Source organism: Ursidibacter sp. B-7004-1 (genome assembly GCF_053654055.1).
In genome coordinates this window covers 1-21116 of the sequence record NZ_JBSIUP010000005.1, presented here as the reverse complement: position 1 = coordinate 21116, position 21116 = coordinate 1, and the positions used below count along the sequence as shown (strand labels likewise).

The 21116-nt window shown below is 38.6% G+C and carries 21 protein-coding genes and 8 tRNA genes; 17 read left to right on the top strand and 12 right to left on the bottom strand.

The genetic code is table 11. From position 1 onward, the window contains the following. Positions 1 to 11: 11 nt before the first annotated feature. Positions 12 to 1496, top strand: coding sequence for a TrkH family potassium uptake protein (locus ACWIW0_RS02645; RefSeq protein WP_454452091.1), 1485 nt, complete (start codon positions 12 to 14; stop codon positions 1494 to 1496). Between the two features lie 17 nt (positions 1497 to 1513). Here the strand turns inward: ACWIW0_RS02645 and ACWIW0_RS02640 are convergent. From ACWIW0_RS02640 to tpiA, 10 genes are all read right to left on the bottom strand, one after another. After that, positions 1514 to 1589, bottom strand: a tRNA-Thr gene (locus ACWIW0_RS02640). Between the two features lie 97 nt (positions 1590 to 1686). Further along, entirely contained in the window at positions 1687 to 2673 is a 987-nt protein-coding gene (locus tag ACWIW0_RS02635) for a DNA polymerase III subunit delta' (RefSeq protein WP_454452090.1), read from the bottom strand. A gap of 8 nt (positions 2674 to 2681) precedes the next feature. Then, on the bottom strand, positions 2682 to 2897 hold the full coding sequence (locus ACWIW0_RS02630; protein ID WP_454447284.1) for a BrnA antitoxin family protein: 216 nt from the start codon (positions 2895 to 2897) through the stop codon (positions 2682 to 2684). Continuing rightward, positions 2894 to 3178 (bottom strand): BrnT family toxin, encoded by a 285-nt coding sequence (locus ACWIW0_RS02625; protein ID WP_454447285.1) that lies wholly within the window; start codon positions 3176 to 3178, stop codon positions 2894 to 2896. The genes ACWIW0_RS02630 and ACWIW0_RS02625 overlap by 4 nt, the downstream gene beginning before the upstream one ends. Before the next feature lie 54 nt (positions 3179 to 3232). Continuing rightward, positions 3233 to 3859 carry a dTMP kinase gene (tmk, locus tag ACWIW0_RS02620; protein WP_454452089.1) on the bottom strand — a complete coding sequence of 209 codons (627 nt, stop codon included), beginning with the start codon at positions 3857 to 3859 and terminating at the stop codon, positions 3233 to 3235. Next, positions 3859 to 4893 carry an endolytic transglycosylase MltG gene (gene mltG, locus ACWIW0_RS02615; protein WP_454452088.1) on the bottom strand — a complete coding sequence of 345 codons (1035 nt, stop codon included), beginning with the start codon at positions 4891 to 4893 and terminating at the stop codon, positions 3859 to 3861. The genes tmk and mltG overlap by 1 nt, the downstream gene beginning before the upstream one ends. Before the next feature lie 125 nt (positions 4894 to 5018). Further along, a tRNA-Lys gene (locus tag ACWIW0_RS02610) sits at positions 5019 to 5094 on the bottom strand. Positions 5095 to 5114: 20 nt separating this feature from the next. Continuing rightward, positions 5115 to 5190: transfer RNA gene (locus ACWIW0_RS02605), tRNA-Lys, on the bottom strand. A 32-nt stretch (positions 5191 to 5222) separates the two neighbouring features. Beyond that, positions 5223 to 5298, bottom strand: a tRNA-Lys gene (locus ACWIW0_RS02600). A 183-nt stretch (positions 5299 to 5481) separates the two neighbouring features. After that, positions 5482 to 6273 carry a triose-phosphate isomerase gene (tpiA, locus tag ACWIW0_RS02595; RefSeq protein WP_454443636.1) on the bottom strand — a complete coding sequence of 264 codons (792 nt, stop codon included), beginning with the start codon at positions 6271 to 6273 and terminating at the stop codon, positions 5482 to 5484. A 363-nt stretch (positions 6274 to 6636) separates the two neighbouring features. Between tpiA and ACWIW0_RS02590 the strand changes: the two genes are divergently transcribed. From ACWIW0_RS02590 to ACWIW0_RS02540, 11 genes are all read left to right on the top strand, one after another. Beyond that, positions 6637 to 10791 (top strand): S6 family peptidase, encoded by a 4155-nt coding sequence (locus ACWIW0_RS02590; protein WP_454452087.1) that lies wholly within the window; start codon positions 6637 to 6639, stop codon positions 10789 to 10791. Positions 10792 to 10853: 62 nt separating this feature from the next. Further along, the gene (gene truD, locus ACWIW0_RS02585; RefSeq protein WP_454452086.1) at positions 10854 to 11873 is read left to right on the top strand and encodes a tRNA pseudouridine(13) synthase TruD; all 1020 of its coding nucleotides are present in this window, start codon (positions 10854 to 10856) and stop codon (positions 11871 to 11873) included. Positions 11874 to 11920: 47 nt separating this feature from the next. After that, positions 11921 to 12685 (top strand): 5'/3'-nucleotidase SurE, encoded by a 765-nt coding sequence (gene surE / locus ACWIW0_RS02580; protein WP_454452085.1) that lies wholly within the window; start codon positions 11921 to 11923, stop codon positions 12683 to 12685. Continuing rightward, positions 12685 to 13269 carry a YqaA family protein gene (locus ACWIW0_RS02575; RefSeq protein WP_454452084.1) on the top strand — a complete coding sequence of 195 codons (585 nt, stop codon included), beginning with the start codon at positions 12685 to 12687 and terminating at the stop codon, positions 13267 to 13269. Before surE ends, ACWIW0_RS02575 begins: the two co-directional genes overlap by 1 nt. A gap of 13 nt (positions 13270 to 13282) precedes the next feature. Continuing rightward, positions 13283 to 13789, top strand: coding sequence for a LysM peptidoglycan-binding domain-containing protein (locus ACWIW0_RS02570; RefSeq protein ID WP_454452083.1), 507 nt, complete (start codon positions 13283 to 13285; stop codon positions 13787 to 13789). Positions 13790 to 13862: 73 nt separating this feature from the next. Next, entirely contained in the window at positions 13863 to 15110 is a 1248-nt protein-coding gene (nlpD, locus tag ACWIW0_RS02565; protein ID WP_454452082.1) for a murein hydrolase activator NlpD, read from the top strand. 63 nt (positions 15111 to 15173) lie between these two features. After that, on the top strand, positions 15174 to 15731 hold the full coding sequence (locus ACWIW0_RS02560; RefSeq protein WP_454452081.1) for a DNA-3-methyladenine glycosylase I: 558 nt from the start codon (positions 15174 to 15176) through the stop codon (positions 15729 to 15731). A gap of 4 nt (positions 15732 to 15735) precedes the next feature. After that, positions 15736 to 16494 (top strand): 4'-phosphopantetheinyl transferase family protein, encoded by a 759-nt coding sequence (locus ACWIW0_RS02555; protein WP_454452080.1) that lies wholly within the window; start codon positions 15736 to 15738, stop codon positions 16492 to 16494. After that, positions 16482 to 16901 (top strand): phosphate-starvation-inducible protein PsiE, encoded by a 420-nt coding sequence (gene psiE / locus ACWIW0_RS02550; protein WP_454452079.1) that lies wholly within the window; start codon positions 16482 to 16484, stop codon positions 16899 to 16901. Before ACWIW0_RS02555 ends, psiE begins: the two co-directional genes overlap by 13 nt. 8 nt (positions 16902 to 16909) lie before the next feature. Beyond that, on the top strand, positions 16910 to 17533 hold the full coding sequence (gene nudF / locus ACWIW0_RS02545) for an ADP-ribose diphosphatase (protein ID WP_454452078.1): 624 nt from the start codon (positions 16910 to 16912) through the stop codon (positions 17531 to 17533). A 174-nt stretch (positions 17534 to 17707) separates the two neighbouring features. Continuing rightward, entirely contained in the window at positions 17708 to 18295 is a 588-nt protein-coding gene (locus tag ACWIW0_RS02540) for an FMN-dependent NADH-azoreductase (RefSeq protein WP_454452077.1), read from the top strand. Between the two features lie 268 nt (positions 18296 to 18563). Here the strand turns inward: ACWIW0_RS02540 and ACWIW0_RS02535 are convergent, their stop codons facing one another. Further along, a complete protein-coding gene (locus ACWIW0_RS02535; protein WP_454452076.1) occupies positions 18564 to 19277 on the bottom strand; it encodes a tRNA1(Val) (adenine(37)-N6)-methyltransferase in 714 nt (237 codons plus the stop codon). Then, positions 19278 to 20228 (bottom strand): type I pantothenate kinase, encoded by a 951-nt coding sequence (coaA, locus tag ACWIW0_RS02530; RefSeq protein WP_454452075.1) that lies wholly within the window; start codon positions 20226 to 20228, stop codon positions 19278 to 19280. It abuts the gene before it with no gap. Positions 20229 to 20464: 236 nt separating this feature from the next. Between coaA and ACWIW0_RS02525 the strand changes: the two genes are divergently transcribed. From ACWIW0_RS02525 to ACWIW0_RS02505, 5 genes are all read left to right on the top strand, one after another. Next, positions 20465 to 20540 (top strand) — tRNA-Thr (locus ACWIW0_RS02525). Positions 20541 to 20575: 35 nt separating this feature from the next. After that, a tRNA-Tyr gene (locus ACWIW0_RS02520) sits at positions 20576 to 20660 on the top strand. 40 nt (positions 20661 to 20700) lie between these two features. Further along, positions 20701 to 20775: transfer RNA gene (locus tag ACWIW0_RS02515), tRNA-Gly, on the top strand. A 3-nt stretch (positions 20776 to 20778) separates the two neighbouring features. Continuing rightward, positions 20779 to 20854: transfer RNA gene (locus ACWIW0_RS02510), tRNA-Thr, on the top strand. 112 nt (positions 20855 to 20966) lie between these two features. After that, on the top strand, positions 20967 to 21116 hold a 150-nt coding region (locus ACWIW0_RS02505), incomplete at its 3' end, for a GTP-binding protein (protein WP_454452147.1).

Genomic DNA, 21116 nt, shown 5'->3' with positions numbered 1-21116 from the left:
AAGGATTTAACGTGCAATTTTTCTCGATTATTCGCATTGTGGGCATTTTGGTAATGTGTTTTTCGTTCACAATGTTAGTGCCTGCATTTGTAGCGTTGCTCTATGGTGATGGTGGCGGACGAGCCTTTTTAGAAGCCTTTGTACTGAACTTTAGTGTTGGAACACTATTGTGGTGGTTTTGTCGTCATCATAAATATGAATTGCGTTCACGAGAAGGCTTTCTGATTGTAGTGCTGTTTTGGGTGGTGTTAGGCACACTTGGGGCTGTACCTTTTATTTTACTTGAACAGCCCGATTTGAATTTTTCCGAGTCGATTTTTGAATCATTTTCTGGGCTAACCACAACGGGTGCAACTGTTATTACAGGGCTAGATAGCTTACCGAAAGCGATCTTATTTTATCGCCAATTTTTACAATGGCTTGGTGGAATGGGGATTATCGTGCTTGCGGTGGCAATTATTCCACTCTTAGGAATTGGTGGAATGCAACTCTATCGAGCTGAAATGCCCGGCCCGTTAAAAGAGCAGAAAATGCGTCCACGCATTGCGGAAACTGCTAAAGCATTATGGCTGATCTATCTTTCACTAACCATTTTGTGTGCATTAGCTTATTGGCTAGCGGGAATGAGTGGTTTTGATGCCATTTCACACAGTTTTGCTACTGTGGCGATTGGCGGATTTTCAACTCACGATGCCAGTATCGGCTATTTCAATAGCGATATCATTAATTATATTACCGTCTTTTTCTTACTGATTTCTTCTTGCAATTTCGCCTTGCATTTCGCTTTTTTTGACCAATTTCACGGCAGATATAAAGGGCAAGCTCGCAACCGTTTCTTACGTTTATATTGGCGAGATTATGAATTTCGTTTCTTTATTTTGATACAAATCTCTCTCTTTTTAATCTGTTTTTTCGTGCTATGGGCGTACAGCTATTTTGACAACGACCAAACGACGCTATCACAGGCGTTGTTTCAGTCTGTATCTGTATCAACCACAGCAGGTTTTACTACCAATGATTTCAGTAGCTGGCCTTCATTTCTACCTTTATTGCTTGTGCTTGCTTCTTTTATTGGTGGTTGTGCTGGCTCAACGGGGGGCGGTTTAAAAATGTTTCGTGTGCTATTGCTCTATTTGCAAGGAAAACGAGAAATTCACCGCTTTATTCACCCGAATGTTATCCAGCCGATTAAACTCGGTAAGTATGTGCTTTCTGAACGCATTGTTGAAGGTGTTTGGGCTTTCTTCTCTGCTTATTTCTTCGTGTTTGTCGTCTGTTGGTTGATGACGATTGCTTGCGGAATGGAAACTTTTGATGCACTCAATGCGGTTATTGCAAGTATGAACAATCTAGGGCCTGCACTCGGTTCTGTCAGCAGTAACTTCACACAAGTACCAGATAGTGCGAAATGGGTGCTTACTTTTGCAATGGTCTGCGGACGTTTAGAAGTCTTTACCCTGTTGGTTATATTCAGCCCAACGTTTTGGCGAGATTAGTAAGTATTTTTGAGAGATGGTGCCGACTACCGGAATCGAACTGGTGACCTACTGATTACAAGTCAGTTGCTCTACCTACTGAGCTAAGTCGGCATTGATAAGACTTTAAAAGAGATGCGAATTCTAGTTAATTTTAATATTTTTGCAAGTCCTGCCTTAAATAAAATCCTGAAAAATAGACAATTATTATCTAATTGAACACTTCTACTGCTAATTTAGTTAAACAATTAACCAACATTAATTCTGTATTTACTGCATTAACTTCTACTAAATCACGTTGCGTTTGTTGGATAATATAATGTCCTTTCAATAATTTCTGTGCCGATAATCCTTGGCTGAAAGGGATAATTCCTGCCTGTAAATCAGGGTTTACCCAACCTGTTGCAATATCTAATTTGGCTTTGAGAGCATCGGTAAAGAATGAATCTAGCCATTCCAACTGTTCAAGTTGTCTTTCTATTTCACTAGAAAATGCCTGAAATAATAGCCAAACATCTCCACTTTTATAAAACTTCCAAAATGTCTGTAAGAATGTTTTACGCTCTTTCAAGCGGTCTGATTCTAAGAACTTTTTGCAAATTAACGGGCGATTATGGCAAATGCGTAAAGCTGTTTCCAACTCTGCAACTTGGTATTCAGGGAATTGTGGTCGTAACCATTGATATGCTTGTTCAACATCTGGGGTATGAACTAACCACGTTTGGCAACGGCTTTGGATTGTCGCTAACATTGCCGATTGCAATGGTGCTTCAAGCAGAAAATAGATTTTTTCATTCGGCTCTTCCAGCGTTTTAAGTAACGCATTTGATGCAGCTTCTGTTAAACGATTTGCTCCTGCAATATAAATCACAGAATTACCGCCTTGCTGAGAAAATTGTTGTAACTTTGTGGTTAATTCTCGAATTTGATCAACGCCAATATCTTTACCATCTATTGGCTCAATTAAATGATAATCAGGGTGGTTGCCACTTTGCCATAAAGCACAGGTTTTGCATTGACCACAAGGTTCGGTCAGTTGTTTTTCTTGGCAAAATAGCCAATGAGCAAATTGATGAATAAGTAGCTCTGTACCCAGCCCAGCTTCTGTTTTAAACAACAAGGCGTGATGCCCACGCCCATTAAGAAAAGAATGAGTGAGTTGCTGATAAATCTGAGAATGCCAAGGATAAAGGTTCATTGTTGATATTACCAACTAATATGGGGTTTACGCTGCTGTTCTACGCAATCTTTTAAATATAGGTTAATCAATGTTTGATAAGGTAAATTAACTTCATTGGAAAGTTTTTTAAAGTAATCAATCGTTTCATCTTCAATACGAATAGTTACAACTTTCTTTGCTTTTAATACTGTTGAGTAAGGATTTTTTACACCTTTGGAAAAATCATATTCTTCTTTCATCATTGCCCCCTATATTGTGCTGCTTCTTTTTTGGTAGCTCTTCTTGCCGAAATTATACGAATGTTATTATCTCTTTCACAATGAACAACTACCAGTATATTGCTGAATTTACTGCGTCCAAGTAATAAAAATCGTTGTTCTTGAAAAGAGTGTTCAGGATCAGGAATAAGCAATGCATCGTCATCATAAAATACACTCATTGCTTCGTTAAAAGTAATATTATGCTTCTTTTCATTAAGATCTGCTTTGTGACTATCCCACTCAAAGCCTTCTATGGAGAACATTTTATCACCATTCTGTAAATATTAAATATGTACAAAATGTAACATATTGCTTTATTATTTTGCAAATTTTAAGAAGTTTTCGACCGCTTGTTGAATATCACTAGATACTTTTTCGATAGACTGTTCAGCATTGATAACCACAGCTTTAGGATTATTTTGGGTTAAAGCTAAGTAACGTTCACGAGTACGGTGGAAAAAGTCGATATGTTGTTGTTCAATACGGTCTAAAGCACCACGCCCTTTTGCTCGTTCTAGCCCGATAGCAGGGGCAAGATCTAAGTAAATCGTTAAATCAGGCTCAAACTCACCTAAAACAACTTCTCCAATTTTATCCACCAATTCAGCAAGATTGCGTCCGCCACCTTGATAAGCCTGACTCGACATATTATGACGATCACCAATCACCCATTTTCCTTGTGCTAACGCAGGTTGAATAACCGTTTCAACTAATTGTGTCCGAGCGGCAAAAATCATCAAGGCTTCGGCTTTATCTGTTGTAACTTCGCCATTTAAGCCTTGTTTCCATAAATCACGCAAGGCTTCTGCTATTGGCGTTCCACCTGGTTCACGAGTATGAATAACAGGAATCTGATGAGTGGCTAAAACATCTGCAACAACTCGTACCGCATTACTTTTTCCAGCACCTTCTAAACCTTCAATAACAATAAATTTTCCGCTCATTATTTCTTCTCACTTTTCTGCTTTTTTTCGATTTGAATCCATTCCCGCACCGCTCTATTATGTTCCTCTAAGGTTCGGCTGAATTTATGCCCACCCGTTCCGTCTGCAACAAAATAAAAATAAGGTGTATTATCTGGCTGTGAAACCGCTTTTAGCGAAGCCATACTGGGCATTGCAATCGGCGTAGGGGGCAAGCCGTCAATCACATAAGTATTATAAGCTGTTGGTTCAGTTAAATCTTTTTTGCGAATATTACCATCATAACGCTCACCCATTCCATAAATGACTGTTGGATCTGTCTGTAATTTCCAACCATTGCGTAACCGATTGATAAAGACGGAAGCAACTTGCGGTCTCTCTTTGGCAATGCCAGTTTCTTTTTCGACAATAGATGCCAGAATTAACATTTCATAAGGTGTTTTAAGCGGTAAGTTTTCTGCTCTATTTTGCCAAGCCTGCTCTAAATCTTTTCGTTGCTTTTGATAAGCACGTTTTAGCACATCAAGATCATCTGAATAAGGCACATAGCGATAAGTATCAGGTGATAACCAACCTTCTAATTTTTTGTGTTCAATTCCTAACAAGGCTACAATTTCTGTTTCAGATTTATTCACTAGCGTTTGATTTAGAAATTTCGCTTTTAATAGCTGCTCACGCCATACCTTAAAAGTTTTTCCTTCAATAAACTGTAAAGAGAGCTGGACTTCCTTACCACTATTAAAATGTGCTAATAGCTCCCCAAGATTTTGAATATTGTCAATCGCATAAACCCCCGCTTTAAAACGGCTAAATTCAGGGTGTAATCGCACAATATAAGGCAATAACGTGGCTTCATTCTCACTAATTATTCCTAAAGAATGGAGCTGTTGAGCAAGTTTTTGGCTTGATGTGCCTTTTTCGATCACAATAAATTGCTCCGCCTTTGAATTTATCGGCTTTTCAATTAGCTGATTAAGTTGAGAATACCCATAAAAACCGCCACCTAGCACAATGAGTAATATAAATCCGAGAAAATAGAGAAATTTTTTTAGCATTTTTAATTCAATAAAACCAAAACAAAAGAGATGTAAACCTTACTATAAGCCTAACAAAAAGACCATAGCAAATAATATAGCGAAAAGTTATTTAGAAAAAATTTAATAAGAAAATCTGAATTAAATGGTGGGTCGTGAAGGATTCGAACCTTCGACCAACGGATTAAAAGTCCGCTGCTCTACCGACTGAGCTAACGACCCAAAAGATTGGGATTCTAAAGTGGTGGGTCGTGAAGGATTCGAACCTTCGACCAACGGATTAAAAGTCCGCTGCTCTACCGACTGAGCTAACGACCCTTTAGAAAATGAATAGGTTATACAATGTTAAATGGTGGGTCGTGAAGGATTCGAACCTTCGACCAACGGATTAAAAGTCCGCTGCTCTACCGACTGAGCTAACGACCCTTAACTTGCGTAACGGAGGCGTATCATACGGATTTTCAGACCGAGATCAACCATTTTTTACTTTTTTTGATTTATTTGCGTGGTTTACACACAATTTGAGACTAACAAGCGGTCAGATTATCCAAAACTTTTGCAAATTTCTTACTCAAACCGACCGCTTTCACAACAATAGAAATCTAAAGATTATGCTTTTGCTTTCTCTGCTGCTTTTACGATAACTGCAAATGCAGGTGCTTTAAGAGATGCACCGCCTACCAATGCACCATCAATATCAGGCTGAGTAAATAATTCTGCTGCGTTCGCATCATTTACCGAACCACCGTATTGAATGATTACTTGCTCTGCAACAGCTTGAGAATGTTTAGCAATGTGTCCGCGAATAAATGCGTGTACTGCTTGTGCTTGAGCAGGAGTTGCTGATTTACCTGTACCAATCGCCCAAACTGGCTCATAGGCAATAACTGCACCATTGAAAGCTTCTGCACCAAGGGTATTTAATACTGCATCTAACTGTCTAGCACATACTGCTTCTGTTTGACCTGCTTCATTTTCAGCTTCAGTTTCACCGATACATAACACTGGCACTAAACCAGCATCTTTTAATGCTGCAAATTTTTTTGCGATAAATTCATCACTCTCTTTATGGTAAGTACGGCGTTCTGAATGACCGATAATGATATATTTCGCACCAAAATCTTTTAACATTGCAGTTGAAATATCACCTGTAAATGCACCACTTACATTCACATCCACATTTTGAGCCCCTAAAGCGATCACTTTTTTGGTTGTGCAATCACAGCCACAGCTTGCTAATGCAGCTTCTGCTTCTGCCAAATACATTACTGGCGGCGCAATTGCAACATCACAACCTGTTACACCATCAAGTTCACGTTTTAAACCTTCGATAAGCTCTTTTGTAAATGCTTTGCTCCCGTTTAACTTCCAGTTACCCATAACTAAAGGACGACGTGCCATTTTGTTTCTCCTAAATGATTAATTAAAAACAGGCGGATTATAACAGTATTATATGAGGTTTCGTGAGATTTTTATTTGGCGTTGAATAGGAAATGTAAATTTCAGTAAATTTATTAGATGGGAAAACTTGACGCAACAATTTAGCAGTCGTATTATTGAAAACCAATATTTGACATTGTTGTTAATCAAAACAATTTGTGATAGTACCTTGAGCTTACACTTAATATGAAGTTTTAGCTAGCCGATCTATAGAGTGGCAACTGGGATATTCACAGCAAATTTGAGTTTGGTTGTTTAGTCCAACTTTTGGGGTGTAGATCACTTCTTACTCCTGTTCTTTCTTTTCTGTTATAAATAAATATCATGATAAACAAACCACTTTTTAAACTTCATATCCTGTCATTATCTATTACACTTATCACCATGCAGATGGCTGCTGCTGGCGTGGTACGAGATGATGTAGATTATCAGCTGTTTCGTGATTTTGCTGAGAATAAGGGCAGATTCACTGTTGGTGCAATCAATTTGCCAATTTATGATTTAAAAGGTAATTATTTAGGTACAGCACTCAGAGAAGGCATACCTATGCCTGATCTTAGTTCAGCAGATGCCAACTCAGGAATTTTGGCGGCTCTTCATGCTCAATATGTGGTCAGTGTGCAACACAACGATGAACACCACGATGCACATTTTGGTGGCTCAAATAGACATCCTGACGGTCATCGTTTTACTTATTACATCACAGGGCGAAATAACTATCCTATAGGCTTAAACGGACTAAACAAAGACTATCATTTTCCTCGTTTACACAAGCTGATCACAGAAATTGTTCCCTCAAAAGAAGTAGATGAAGAACAAAATACAAAAAACTATATGAATTCAGAACGCTACGCTTCATTTGTAAGACTTGGCTCAGGAACCCAGCAAAAACGTAACCAAGAAAGTGATAAAGATACAGATGTACATGGGGCGTATGTTTATTTAACCGGTGGTACACCTGTTGAAATTCAAGGTACAAACAGGGGAAACGATTGGTTTGATGCCAATAGTAATGTTTTTGGCAATAAATACAGCCCTTTGGTAGTTTATGGTATTCCGGGCGATAGTGGTTCATCAATTTGGACATTTGATAGGCAAAACAATGAATGGAGACACTTTGGTGTCTTAAATTTTAATAATAGCAATAGACGTGCCAATACAGGCACTATCTCTAGACCACAGTGGCATAAATCTGTCATTGCGGAAGATAATGTCATTTTTACCAATAGTCATAGTGCAATAATTTATTGGACTATAGGAAACCAAGAAAATACCAGTACTCTCTCTAATGAGGAACAGTCCGTTACGGTCAATTTATTTGATAAGAATTTAAAAGATGGCAACGATAGTACTGGTTATAACTATCAAAGACCAACCTACGACCATGGTAAAACTGTCCGTTTTACAGGTCAAGCTGGTAAACTCAACCTTCGCCAAAATATCAATCAAGGGGCTGGAGCCTTGTATTTTGATACGGATTTTACAGTAATAAGTGCAAATGATAGTGTTACTTGGCAAGGGGCTGGGATATCTGTCGCTAAAGATAAAACTGTGCATTGGAAAGTTAAGAATCCAAAAAATGATCGACTTTCCAAAATCGGTGAAGGTACTTTAATCGTAGATGGCAATGGTTCCAACCAAGGTGAAATCAGTGTAGGCGATGGAGAGGTGATTTTAGCACAAACCAATGGGTACGCCTTTAATCAGCTAGGTATCGTTAGCGGTCGCCCAACTGTTCGATTAGATGCCGACAACCAAATCAACCCTAACAATATTTACTTTGGTTTTCGAGGTGGGCGATTGGATGTCAATGGGCATAATTTGAACTTTCAGCGTATTCAAAATACCGATGATGGTGCAAGAATTGTCAATCATAACCCAAACACTGCCTCTACCATTATTATCACAGGTACACCGCTCGCCACAGTAGATAATCTACGTATCGCAGACCGTGTTGTTCCGAACCAAGATTTGTATCATTGGAAAAAAACAACAAACTTGAGCAATGGCAGACAATACGACTACTTTCTTCCTACAAATGGACGTACATCTAATCACCCAGAATACACCACTAATCAAACCAGTAATGCTCATTGGGAGTACTTAGGGGATGACCCAGAGGTAGCTAAACGCATTGCAGCAGAACGCAAAAACCAACGCCCAGACCTAATTGCTTATGACGGCTATTTGGGTGAATCTGATACGAGCAAGCATAATGGTGAACTCAACGTTACGTTTAATCCAGACAATCCAAAATCCCAATTATTGCTCTCAGGCGGTACGCAGCTAAACGGCAATTTAACCTCTAACGGTGGTACATTATTGCTCTCAGGCAGACCAACTCCTCACGCTTATGACTTTTTGAAAAAATCTGACGTAATCTATGAAGATGATTGGCTAAATCGCACCTTTAATGCCACAAATATTATTGTGAATAACAATGCTACGCTAACAGTGGGGCGTAATGTGTCAGCGGTCAATGCCAATTTGACCGCTAATAATAATGCAACATTCAACTTAGGGTTAATAAACAACTCCACGACTGAATGTATTCGTTCGGATTACACCGGCGTGGTCAAATGCGAAAACAAAACGTTGAGCGACAAAGCATTGGCATCAAGTCCTGAATTACAAATCACAGGTAATGCCACACTCAATAATGACAGCTCACTCAACCTTGGTAAGGCTCACTTAACAGGTCGCATTCAAGGCACAGGCAACGTCAGCTTACAAGCGGACAGTCGCTGGACAATGACCGATGACAGCACGGTGAAAAACTTAACCGCTGTTCAAGGTTCGCAGATCCATCTGAATGGCACCGATGCCAAACATCATACGCTAAACATCAACGGCGATTTGTCTGGTGCTGGGTCGTTTTATTTAAACAGCGACATCACCAATAACCGCACCGACAAAATCATCGTAGATGGCACCGCTTCAGGCACGCACACTTTATACGTCAATAATACAGGGTTAGAGCCTAAACCACACGAGTTAGAGCTGCTCAAAGTCGGCAACAAAGGCGAGCAATTAAGCGTATCACTGGGCAATGACAATGGGCGTGTGGATTTAGGAACTTATCGCTATCAGCTGTTTGAAAAAGAAAATAGCTATGTGTTGGGTGTGGCTCATCGCAATGCTTTGAGCAACCTTATCAATGAAGATGCTCCCACCACCGAATTACCTACTCAAAAAGGCTCATCGGTAACCACTGAGGAGCCGCCAAGCATTGAATTTAGAAATGGAGCAGGCGTAACCGCTGAAGATGCCCCTGTCGCCCGTTTTAAAAATGGAACTGGCGTAACCACTGAAGATGCCCCTGTCGTTCATTTTAAAAATGGAACTGGCGTAACCACTGAAGATGCCCCGGTCGCTCATTTTAAAAATGGAGCAGGTGTAACCGCCGAAGATGCCTCTGTCGTTCATTTTAAAAATGGAGCAGGTGTAACTGCCGAAGATGCCCCTGTCGCCCATTTTAAAAATGGAGCAGGTGTAACCGCCGAAGATGCCTTTGTCGTTCATTTTAAAAATGGAGCAGGCGTAACCACTGAAGATGCCCCTGTCGTTCATTTTAAAAATGGAGCTGGTGTAACTACCGAAGATTCTCCACAGCAGAGCTATATTAGTCGCTATTCTAATACGGGATTATCTGAACTATCTGCTCAAGTAAATTCGTTGTTACATATCAATCAAAATATTGATCGAGAAATCATCAATCGTAATCAACAAGACTCTAGTGTTTGGGTGCAATTTAGTAAACAAAAGAGTAAACAAGAATCTGATTTGTATCGTCCTTATCAGCAATCTATTAATCTAACGCAATTCGGCATAGAGCAAAGGGTTGGTAATGATATTACAGTTGGCTCAGTACTTTCTCATTCATCAGATCATAGCCAGTTTGATGATGGTATTGCAGGTAAACAGAACCTAAAACAGATTGATTTATATACTAAAAAAATGTGGGATAACGGTATTTTCACCGCTATTGATGGGAGCTATACCTCTTCACGAACTAAGTTAAACAATCAACTCACATTCAAACGCCATATCTTCTCATTAGGCTCTATATTAGGTAAAGAGTGGGTATTGAATAACGTTATTTTTAAACCGTCTATTGGCGTACGTTATTACCATTTAAGTAAATCCAATTATTCTGTTAATAATGCCAACATTGAGATTGAACCGATAAATATGATTTCTTATCAAGCAGGTTTCTCATTAAGTAAGATCATTCAACTTGGAGAATTCAAATTTAAGCCTGAAATAAGCAGTTATTTTGTTGATGCGAGCTTAAAAAAATTACGTGTTAATGTAAATCAAAATGCCTTACAACAGCAGTTCGGGCGTTATATGAAAAATGAAATTACCTCAACATTACAAAACCACAATTGGAATATTTCAATCAGTTTGGGATTTACAAAAGGTAACGAAATTAAAAATCAACGTTTTGCTACATTAAAATTAGGGTATAATTGGTAAATAATTAGCAATTAAGATAATAGCGAAAGGCACTTGAACAGTGCCTTTTTTAATGAAATACAATGAAAACACTCACTTATTTATTTGGTAAACCGCAACAAGCGGGTAGATTGAAAGCACAATTTGCAGATTTCATCGTCAAAGAAGAACTTGGCTATGATTTAACTGGAGAAGGGGAATTCGTGGCGGTTAAGATCCGCAAAACCGATGCCAACACCCTTTTTGTCGGCGAAAAACTCGCAGAGTTTGTAGGTATTTCAGCGAAAAATATGAGCTATGCAGGGTTAAAAGATCGCCACGCAATTACAGAGCAGTGGTTTTGTTTGCACTTAGCGGGTAAAGAAACACCCGACTTTTCACAGTTTCAACTTGAAGGTATTGAGATCCTAGAGATTACTCGCCATAACCGTAAAATTCGAGTAGGGAGCTTAGCAGGAAATTACTTTGAATTGCTGTTAAGAGATGTTCAAAAAAAACCAGAACTCATTCATCGTTTAAACCAAATACAAGCGGTTGGATTTCCCAATTATTTTACCGAACAGCGTTTTGGGCGAGATGGACATAACCTAACTCAAGCTCAACGTTGGGCAAACGGTGAGATTAAGGTCAAAGATCGCAAAAAACGCAGTTTTTATCTTTCCGCTGCTCGCAGTGAAATTTTCAATCTTGTTGTTGCTGATAGAATTGTTTCAGGTACATTTAAACAAGTTGTTGAAAATGATATTGTTCAGCTCGCTGGTTCAAATAGTTGGTTTGTTGCTCAAGCTGATGAATTAGCCAGCGTAAACCAACGATTAGTACAGGGCGATGTCTTGCTGACTGCTCCATTAGTTGGTGAAAATTCACTACAACAAACAGTTTCTGAGCGAGAAAAAAGAATTGTTTCCGAACAGCAACTTTTATTGAATTTAATGGCACAAGAGCGGACTAATGCGGCACGTCGCCCGATGTTTTGTGTACCCTCGGAATTTGAGTGGCATTTTGAGCCTGAAGGTTTACGCTTACAATTTTTCTTACCTGCTGGCAGCTACGCTACTGCGTTAGTTAGAGAGTTAATTTCTCTTGATGAAGAAAGCGAATAAGCATAAGCGGTCAGATTTCTCGGATTTTTTACAAATTTAAGGACAATATGAATATTTTATTAAGTAATGATGATGGCATTAATGCCGTAGGTATCCAAACTCTTGCGAAAATCCTACGTAATGCAGGGCATAACGTAACCGTTGTTGCACCTGATCGTAACCGCAGTGCTGCATCAAGTTGTTTAACTTTAGTTGATCCATTACGAGTGCATCGTTTTGAAAATGGTGATTATTCTGTGATTGCAGGCACACCTGCTGACTGCGTACATCTTGCATTAAATGGTCTGCTTGATACACCTTTTGACCTAGTCGTATCGGGCATCAATCACGGTGCAAATTTAGGCGATGATGTTGTCTATTCTGGCACTGTTGCTGCGGCATTAGAAGGTCGCCATTTACCTTTAGCCTCAATCGCTGTCTCGTTAGTCGGACATAAAGACACCAATTATTTAATAGGAAACTGCCATTTTGAAACCGCTGCTCAAGTTGTATTAGATTTATTACCTAAAATTAAGCAAGATAATATTCCAACAAACCAAGTTTTAAACGTGAATGTTCCTAATGTTCCTTATGCAGAATTAAAAGGAATGTTAGCCACTCGCTTAGGGGATCGCTCTTCTGCCGCTGAAATTATTAAGCAACAAGATCCACGAGGTGCAAACATTTACTGGATTGGTGCAAGTGGTAAGCCAATTGACGAGAGCGAGGGTACGGATTTTTATGCGATCAAAAATGGCTATGTGTCCATTACACCAATTCAAGCCGATATGACTGCTCATCAATCAATCCAAACATTAAAAGGATTACTATAATGAAACTCTTCGGTGCAATTTATGATAAAACAATGGTGTGGTCGCAACACAAATTTGCGGCTACTTGGCTAAGTTTTGTGAGCTTTATTGAAGCAATATTCTTCCCTATTCCACCAGACGTAATGCTTATTCCAATGTCGATGAGTAAACCGCATATGGCAACACGCTATGCGATATACACCACTATTGCTTCTGTATTAGGTGGGATTATCGGTTATTTCATTGGTTTATATGCTTTTGATTGGGTAAAAGGTATTATTGTCGATTGGGGAATGCAAGCAAACTTTGATAAAGCAATGAATTGGTTTGAAACTTGGGGCGTGGCAATTGTTTTCTTAGCAGGGTTCTCGCCAATTCCCTTTAAAGTGTTTACAATTTGTGCTGGAGTAATGCAAATGGCATTCTTGCCTTTTGTAGCTACTGCTGCAATTTCTCGTTTTGCTCGTTTCATTCTTGTGGCAAAATTATCAGCGTGGGGTGGTGAAAAATATGCAGATAAAATCCGCCGTTCCATTGAGTTAATCGGTTGGGGAACGGTTGTTATTGCCGTTATTGCCTACGCCATTTATACCTTTGTTAAATAATAAGGAAGACAATATGAAAAAATCATTCTTTTTATTACCCGTTTTTGCATTAGCTTTAACAGCGTGTTCAAATTCTTCAACTGAATCTACTGGTGCAGAAGTAACGTCTGTTGGTGCCCCCGCTTGGCAAACCGAAGTTCAAACTGCGGAAATGCCGAGTTCAATGACTCAGCCAACGTATCAGCCACAGCCGAGCTCTCAACCTCAACCTAGTTACCAACCTCAGCCAAGCTATCAACCTCAACCAGTACAAGCAATGCCGCAACCTGTAACACAAGCTAGCTATGGTCAAAGTGAGATAGTAGGAAACTGTAATGTGGTGCGTGATGGTAATAATACGCCAGTTTATGCTCAAATTCAGAAAGGTTGCTATACTGATAGCTCATATACCGTTGGTAAGCACGATACCGTATTTTTAATTGCTTATTTGTCGGGTAAATCTGTCAGTCAAATTGCGACTTTAAATAATCTTTCGCAACCTTATCAAGTAAACCCAGGTCAAGTTCTCCGTCTAAGATAATTACTGGTAATATTATAAATAATCAGCAGCAACTAATTACTGCTGTTATTTGGCTTTTACTCAAGGATCAATAATGAAAAAATCATTTTTACTTTTGCCACTTGCTGCAGTAATTTTAACTGCTTGTAGTTCTAACCAACCAGCCCCTGTTGTCAATGCTGACGGTTCAGAACTAAGCCCTGGCGTAATGCAACCTGTGGCTGGAACAGGGGCTATGGACGGTAGCTACGGCTGGCAAACCGATGTGCAAGCAACACAAATGCCAAGCACAATGAATACACCAAGCTATACTCCGCCACAGCCTGTTTATCAAGCACCAGCTCCACAACCTGTACCAGTCGCAGTGCCACAGTACCAAGCAGAGCCAACACCAAAACCAGCTCCACAGCCAGTTGCAAAACCAAAAACGCAACCAGCCAAAAAAACAGTATCACAAGATTTTACTATCCCGCGTGATGAAAAAAATGCACCTATTTATAGCCAAATAGATAAAGGGTTCTATAACGGCGATAGCTATACTGTGCGTAAAGGCGACACAATGTTCTTAATTGCTTATATTGCGGGCAAAGATGTCAAAGAAATTGCTGCTTTAAACAATATGAAAGAACCCTATCAACTTAATGTAGGGCAAACCTTAAAATTGGGTAATCCTACGTCAGCAGCGAAAGAAACAGCACAAGTAGCACCGACACCTGCTCCACAACCAGTTAAACCTATTGAACCAGAAGTAACCTATACTCAAGCACCAAATGGTACGGCTTACGGTTCTGATGGTACGGTGACGGGGCCAGTTAAAGCTAGTGCAGGAAACGGAGCTGTTCCACCTGTACGCCCGACAGTAACTGCAACAACAGGATCAATTCCGACAGTTACCGCTACACCCCCGACAATCCAAGCAACAACACCTTCAGACAATACCATAAGTTATGAACAAGCACCTGCGGCTTCATCGCTAAAATGGCAATGGCCAACCGAGGGGCGTGTTATCGCTGGTTTCTCCTCTGCGGAAGGAGGGAATAAAGGGATTGATATTGCAGGTGCAAAGGGTCAACCAGTTAAGGCTGCAGCCGCAGGTAAAGTTGTGTATGCAGGTAATGCATTGCAAGGTTATGGAAACTTAATTATTATCAAACATAATGATAACTTCCTAAGTGCTTATGCCCATAATGATACAATTAAAGTCGATGAACAGGATAATGTTCGTGCAGGTCAAACTATTGCGACATTAGGTAGTACTGGTACAAATGGCAATAAGCTTCACTTTGAAATCCGCTATTTAGGTAAATCGGTGGATCCAGCTCGTTATTTACCAAGACGATAAGCGTAACATCTCATTCTGACCGCTTACCTCCACAAGCGGTCATTTTTTATAAGGAATTTACAAATGGTGCGTTGTAGCTGGGCTGGAGATAGCCAAATTTATATTGACTATCACGATCACGAATGGGGAAAACCTGAATTTAATAGTCAAAAGTTGTTTGAAAAGATCTGCTTAGAAGGGCAACAAGCAGGGCTCTCTTGGATTACAGTGTTGAAAAAGCGAGAGCATTATCGAACTGCATTTTATCAGTTCGATCCCCAAAAGATCGCTCAAATGAGTGAGAATGATCTTGATCGTTTAATGGAAAATCAAGGATTAATCCGCCATCGTGCAAAATTAGCGGCAATTATTCGTAATGCTAAGGCTTATCTTGCAATGCAAGCGGAAGGGGAAGATTTTAGCCAATTTATTTGGTCGTTTGTAAATGGTAAACCACAAGTCAATAATATTACTGATTTAAGTGATGTACCTGCTAAAACAGATATTTCTAAAGCAATGTCTAAAGCCTTGAAGAAAAAAGGGTTTGTCTTTGTTGGGGAAACCACTTGCTATGCTTTTATGCAATCAATGGGATTAGTTGATGACCACCTAAACCACTGTTTTTGTAAAACGAAATTGTAAAAAAATGCACAAAACTGACCGCTTCTCTATTTTATTTGCACATAATCAGGAATTTATTTCTAATCAATTTGTTAATAGTGAAAAATGGCAAGAAAATAATATTTCTCATTTCTCGGAACGACTTTTGAATAAATGGCAAAGTCGTAAAATGGCCGATTTTCTATTATATAAGGCATTTCAAAAACATAATCTTGATTTAACATTATTAAATAATATTCAGAAAACAGATAGTGGTCGCCCATATATTCCTAATAGTGAAGTAGATTTTAATATTTCTCATTCAGGGGAGTGGGTTGCGATTATTCTATCGAATAATACGAGAAAGCGAGTCGTTGGGATTGATATTGAACACCCACAAAAAACACGCCGTTATAATGAATTATTGCAATACTATGCCAGTGAGCAAGAGATTACTGAAATTCAGAATACGCAAATTTTACCGCAAATCCAACCGCTTATTTCTCGTTTTTATTTAAGTTGGTGCTTGCGAGAAGCTGTTTTAAAATCACAAGGCGTAGGAATTATTAAACTTTCTGAAGTGCAACATTCATTAAGTAAGCAAAGGATTAGGTCAGCTTATTGTCCGAAAGGTCAGCTATGCTTTTATGATCAGTTACCTTTTTATCTTGCTTATTTCTTTGAGCAACCTGAATTTATGCTATCATTACCGCCTATTTACCAATGGAAAAATGGACAACTTCATTTAATTAGAAATTTAAACCCTATTATTTATCAAGTTAATCATTCGCTATGCCAAAAATAATTTTTGAAGGACAACACTCACGTTTTGGAAAATTAGTTTCAGAGGGATTTCAGTGGTTATTAAATATTTCACTATTAGCTGCTGGCCTTATTCTTTCTTATGCTTTATTTTCTGAAGCTTATTCACTAATTGATTTATTATTACACCATAGCGAGAAATTCCAAGTCGTTGAGAAAATTGTTATCTTTTTTCTCTATTTTGAATTTCTTGCACTGATAGTTCAGTATTTTAAATATAATTACCATTTCCCATTACGTTATTTTCTATATATTGGAATTACCGCAATGGTAAGGTTAATTATTGTTGATCACTCTAATGCAATACACACATTATTATTTGCTCTTGCGATATTAGTAATGGTCATTGCATTATATTTTGTGCATTCTGATCGCTTACGTAAAAGTTAAGGAAAAATATGAGCCAAATTCACCAATTTTCACAACAAGATTTACAGATCGTTCGAGAAGAAACGGTTTATAAAGGGCATTTTGAACTTAAAAAAATGTTCTTCCGACATAAATTATTTTCAGGCGGAATGAGTGGAGAAGTTGTTCGTGAATTATTGATTAAAGGGGCTGCATCAGCAGTGATTGCTTACGATCCTGTGCGTGATCGTGTTGTACTGGTTGAACAAGTGCGGATCGGAGCTTACGATCCAAATAGCTCACAATCGCCTTGGCTGGTCGAACTTATCGCAGGAATGGTTGATACTGACGAATCGCCTGAAGAAGTAGCTATTCGAGAAAGCCAAGAAGAAGCGGGTCTGACAGTAAGTAATTTACAACACGCAGTCAGTGTATGGGATAGCCCAGGCGGAACGGTAGAACGTTTACATATTTTCTTAGGCTTAGTTGATAGCTCACAGGTTGGTGGTGTATATGGGCTAGAAGAAGAAAATGAAGATATTCTTGTTCACGTTGTTAGCCGAGAGCAAGCCTATCAATGGGTCGAGCAAGGTAAAATAGATAATGTCATCGCTGTTGTTGGCTTACAGTGGTTACAGTTGAATTATCATAAATATATTCAAAAAGCGGTATAGACCTAATTGTCCCAAAATCTAAATACCTATTTTATCATTAGTTAGTATGAATCTGATTAAGTCTTATTATTTATCCTGGGTAAATACTCTTTTCACATTTGCCCTATTTATTGAGTAAAAGATACATAATAGACTATCTCTCTATTTTGCTATTCCCTATTTGAAGAGGTTTATATGAAAAAAGTATTAGTTTTAAAATCAAGTATTCTTGCAGATTATTCACAATCAAACTTATTAAGTGACTACTTCACGCAACAATTAAACGCAGAAATTACTACTCGTGATTTAGTTCAGCAACCATTACCTTATTTTACAGGCGATGCAGCCGCTGCAACTCGTGGTGAACCAACAACAGAAGAACAGAAAAAATTATTAGCACTATCGAATGAGTTAGTGGCTGAAATTAAAAATACTGATGTTGTTGTGATCAATGCCCCAATGTACAACTTCAGCGTACCAGCACAATTAAAAAGCTACTTTGATTATATTGCTCGTGCGGGTGTTACTTTCCAATATACTGCAGAAGGCCCTGAAGGTTTAGTAAAAGGTAAAAAAGCCATTGTGATTTTAACTACAGGTGGTTTGCATAAAGACAAACCAACTGACTTAGTAAAAGCTTATGTTCAAACGTTCCTAGGCTTTATTGGTATTACTGATGTTGAATTTGTTTATGCAGAAGCTCTCGGTTTTGGTCCAGAAGCGGTTGAAAAAGCACAACAATCTGCAAAAGCAGAATTAGATCGCTTGGCAAAAGGATTATAAACTCTAATTTATTATTTTATATAAAAGAGTGGTAGCTTTACTTTCTGTATAATACATACAAGTGGTTGCTAATAACAGTATAAAATAATTCGGCATTATATAGCAGCTGTACACATATCTAATTTCTTTTGCAACGACTGTATCCCTGCCCATAAATGAATACGACATTAGGGCAGGGGTAAACTTTCTCTACGCAAATTTTCTTAAAGCTGGGTTTTGTGTAACTACTACATAATATCGAAATAATTATTTGTAACCATTTTATCCATTACACCCATTTTACATAAAAATCTTTAGTCAAATCCTTAAATGTTTGCGTATATTCATTATTAGATTGATAAACAATTAATTCTTTTTCAATATACGCAGTCATCTGTTGGGAAAAAATCGTAATACTTCTTTTCGGTTTTTTCCCTTCTTTAGTAATGATATTCCATTTCTCAACACAGTGTAAATTTAGGTATTTAGCTTGCTGAATTAACTTCTCACTTGTTTCTGTGGGGAGAATAAATGCAATACGCCCAGTTTCTTTTAGCCATTTTTTCGCTTGCTCTAACCAAGTAAAATGGCTTTGGGTAGTATTTCGTGCAAGATCTCGTTCGCTACTTCTAGTGGCAAGGCTATGTTCAAAGTAGGGTGGATTAGAGACAATCAAGTCAAATTTATCCGTTAATGTTAATTGTAAAATATCTGCTTGTAGTGGTGTAATTCTATCTGCCCAAGGGCTATGGTGAATATTCTCTGTGGCTTGTATAAAGGCATTCTGTTCCAGTTCTACGGCAGTAATTTGGCAATCGTAAGCGGTACGTTGTGCCAACATTATTGCAAGTAATCCTGAGCCTGTTCCGAGATCAAGTATCTGTTTGCATTGTGCAGTATTGACGAGAGAGCCGAGAATAATGCTATCTGTATTAACTTTCATTGCACATTTGTCGTGTGCAATGAAAAATTGTTTAAATTGGAAACCAGTAGATTTTGCCATTTATTTTCTTAGCTTTACAGTTTGAATAGCGTGATCATCGCCTTTTACTAGAATTAAATTGGCTCTTTCTCTGCTTGGTAGAATATTTTGGTGTAGATTTAGTCCATTTATTTCATTCCAAATCATTGATGCAGTAGAAATTGCTTCTTGCTCCGATAATTTGGAAAAGTGATGGAAATAAGAGTTAGGATCGGAAAATGCACTACGGCGGAATTTTAAGAAACGGTTGATATACCACTTCTTGAGTAGCTCTTCATCAGCATCTACATAGATTGAAAAATCAACAAAATCTGAGACAAATACATTATGGGGGCTAGCAGGGTAGTTCATTCCTGTTTGTAGTACATTAAGCCCTTCTAAAATAAGAATATCTGGTTGATCTACTTCATTAAATTGATCGGGAATAATATCGTAGGTTAGATGCGAATAAATTGGTGCTTTAACCCGTCTTTTACCTGATTTAATATCCGAAACAAAGCGAATAAGCGAGTGAATATCGTAAGATTCTGGGAAACCTTTTCGTTTGAGTAAATTTTTTTCTTCTAGCGTAGCAAGAGGGTAAAGAAAGCCATCAGTAGTAATAAGAGAAACTTTCCTTTCTTCAGGCCATTGTGATAATAATGCTTGTAAAATACGAGCAGAGGTGCTTTTGCCAACAGAGACACTTCCCGCAATACTAATAATGTAGGGGACTTTGGGTGATGCAACATCAAGGAATTTATGTAATACCTGTTGGCGTTTAAGATTTTCATCAATGTAGTAGTTAATCAAGCGAGCCAAAGGAAGATAGATAGTACTGACTTCATCTAGTGATAAGTCTTCATTAAAACCAAGTAGCGGTTTGAGATCTTGTTCCGTTAATTTTAGAGGGACAGATTTACGTAATTCTGCCCATTGATGCCGTTCAAACGTCAGAAATGGTGTAATTTTTGTATCATTTTGCAAATTCATTGCCAAAATCTCTTAAAATATGATGAGTTGTCCTAGATTTTATTGGGCGAAATATACAATATAAATGACTTATTAGGGGAATTCTAGTGATAAAAAAGGTAAAAAAGATTTAAAAAATCATCACTTTGCATATTTAACAATCGAAAGAGTGCTTTTTTAATATTTTTTCAAAAAAAAGACTTGCAAGGTTTTTCTAAAGCCCTATAATGCGCACCACTTGCTTACGACAACGCAATGCCGACTTAGCTCAGTAGGTAGAGCAACTGACTTGTAATCAGTAGGTCACCAGTTCGATTCCGGTAGTCGGCACCATTTAACGCGTAACGAAACAAGTATTCAATTAATGTGGAGGGATTCCCGAGCGGCCAAAGGGGGCAGACTGTAAATCTGTTGGCTCAGCCTTCGAAGGTTCGAATCCTTCTCCCTCCACCATCTCTTAATTGAATCCTATGGGACAGACGAATTTAGAACAGCGGGCATCGTATAATGGCTATTACCTTAGCCTTCCAAGCTAATGATGCGGGTTCGATTCCCGCTGCCCGCTCCAAGCGCTGATATAGCTCAGTTGGTAGAGCGCACCCTTGGTAAGGGTGAGGTCGGCGGTTCAAATCCGCCTATCAGCACCACTAAGTCTTCTATCTTCATCTTTTCCTTAGTAATAAACAGTATTAATTTCTACATTAGGTTAATGTGGTAACGTACCATCGTAACCGTGTTTGTTTAGAGGGACTTTTAAAAATGTCTAAAGAAAAATTTGAACGTACAAAACCGCACGTTAACGTGGGTACAATCGGCCACGTTGACCATGGTAAAACAACTTTAACAGCAGCAATCACAACTGTATTAGCGAAACACTTCGGTGGTGCAGCTCGTGCATTCGACCAAATC

Bases quoted from the DNA above. Each gene is read 5' to 3' on its own strand.
- ACWIW0_RS02635 (WP_454452090.1), bottom strand. From the start codon at position 2,673: ATGAACCTTTATCCTTGGCATTCTCAGATTTATCAGCAACTCACTCAT.
- ACWIW0_RS02630 (WP_454447284.1), bottom strand. From the start codon at position 2,897: ATGATGAAAGAAGAATATGATTTTTCCAAAGGTGTAAAAAATCCTTAC.
- ACWIW0_RS02625 (WP_454447285.1), bottom strand. From the start codon at position 3,178: ATGTTCTCCATAGAAGGCTTTGAGTGGGATAGTCACAAAGCAGATCTT.
- tmk (WP_454452089.1), bottom strand. From the start codon at position 3,859: ATGAGCGGAAAATTTATTGTTATTGAAGGTTTAGAAGGTGCTGGAAAA.
- mltG (WP_454452088.1), bottom strand. From the start codon at position 4,893: ATGCTAAAAAAATTTCTCTATTTTCTCGGATTTATATTACTCATTGTG.
- tpiA (WP_454443636.1), bottom strand. From the start codon at position 6,273: ATGGCACGTCGTCCTTTAGTTATGGGTAACTGGAAGTTAAACGGGAGC.
- ACWIW0_RS02590 (WP_454452087.1), top strand. From the start codon at position 6,637: ATGATAAACAAACCACTTTTTAAACTTCATATCCTGTCATTATCTATT.
- truD (WP_454452086.1), top strand. From the start codon at position 10,854: ATGAAAACACTCACTTATTTATTTGGTAAACCGCAACAAGCGGGTAGA.
- surE (WP_454452085.1), top strand. From the start codon at position 11,921: ATGAATATTTTATTAAGTAATGATGATGGCATTAATGCCGTAGGTATC.
- ACWIW0_RS02575 (WP_454452084.1), top strand. From the start codon at position 12,685: ATGAAACTCTTCGGTGCAATTTATGATAAAACAATGGTGTGGTCGCAA.
- ACWIW0_RS02570 (WP_454452083.1), top strand. From the start codon at position 13,283: ATGAAAAAATCATTCTTTTTATTACCCGTTTTTGCATTAGCTTTAACA.
- nlpD (WP_454452082.1), top strand. From the start codon at position 13,863: ATGAAAAAATCATTTTTACTTTTGCCACTTGCTGCAGTAATTTTAACT.
- ACWIW0_RS02560 (WP_454452081.1), top strand. From the start codon at position 15,174: ATGGTGCGTTGTAGCTGGGCTGGAGATAGCCAAATTTATATTGACTAT.
- ACWIW0_RS02555 (WP_454452080.1), top strand. From the start codon at position 15,736: ATGCACAAAACTGACCGCTTCTCTATTTTATTTGCACATAATCAGGAA.
- psiE (WP_454452079.1), top strand. From the start codon at position 16,482: ATGCCAAAAATAATTTTTGAAGGACAACACTCACGTTTTGGAAAATTA.
- nudF (WP_454452078.1), top strand. From the start codon at position 16,910: ATGAGCCAAATTCACCAATTTTCACAACAAGATTTACAGATCGTTCGA.
- ACWIW0_RS02540 (WP_454452077.1), top strand. From the start codon at position 17,708: ATGAAAAAAGTATTAGTTTTAAAATCAAGTATTCTTGCAGATTATTCA.
- ACWIW0_RS02535 (WP_454452076.1), bottom strand. From the start codon at position 19,277: ATGGCAAAATCTACTGGTTTCCAATTTAAACAATTTTTCATTGCACAC.
- coaA (WP_454452075.1), bottom strand. From the start codon at position 20,228: ATGAATTTGCAAAATGATACAAAAATTACACCATTTCTGACGTTTGAA.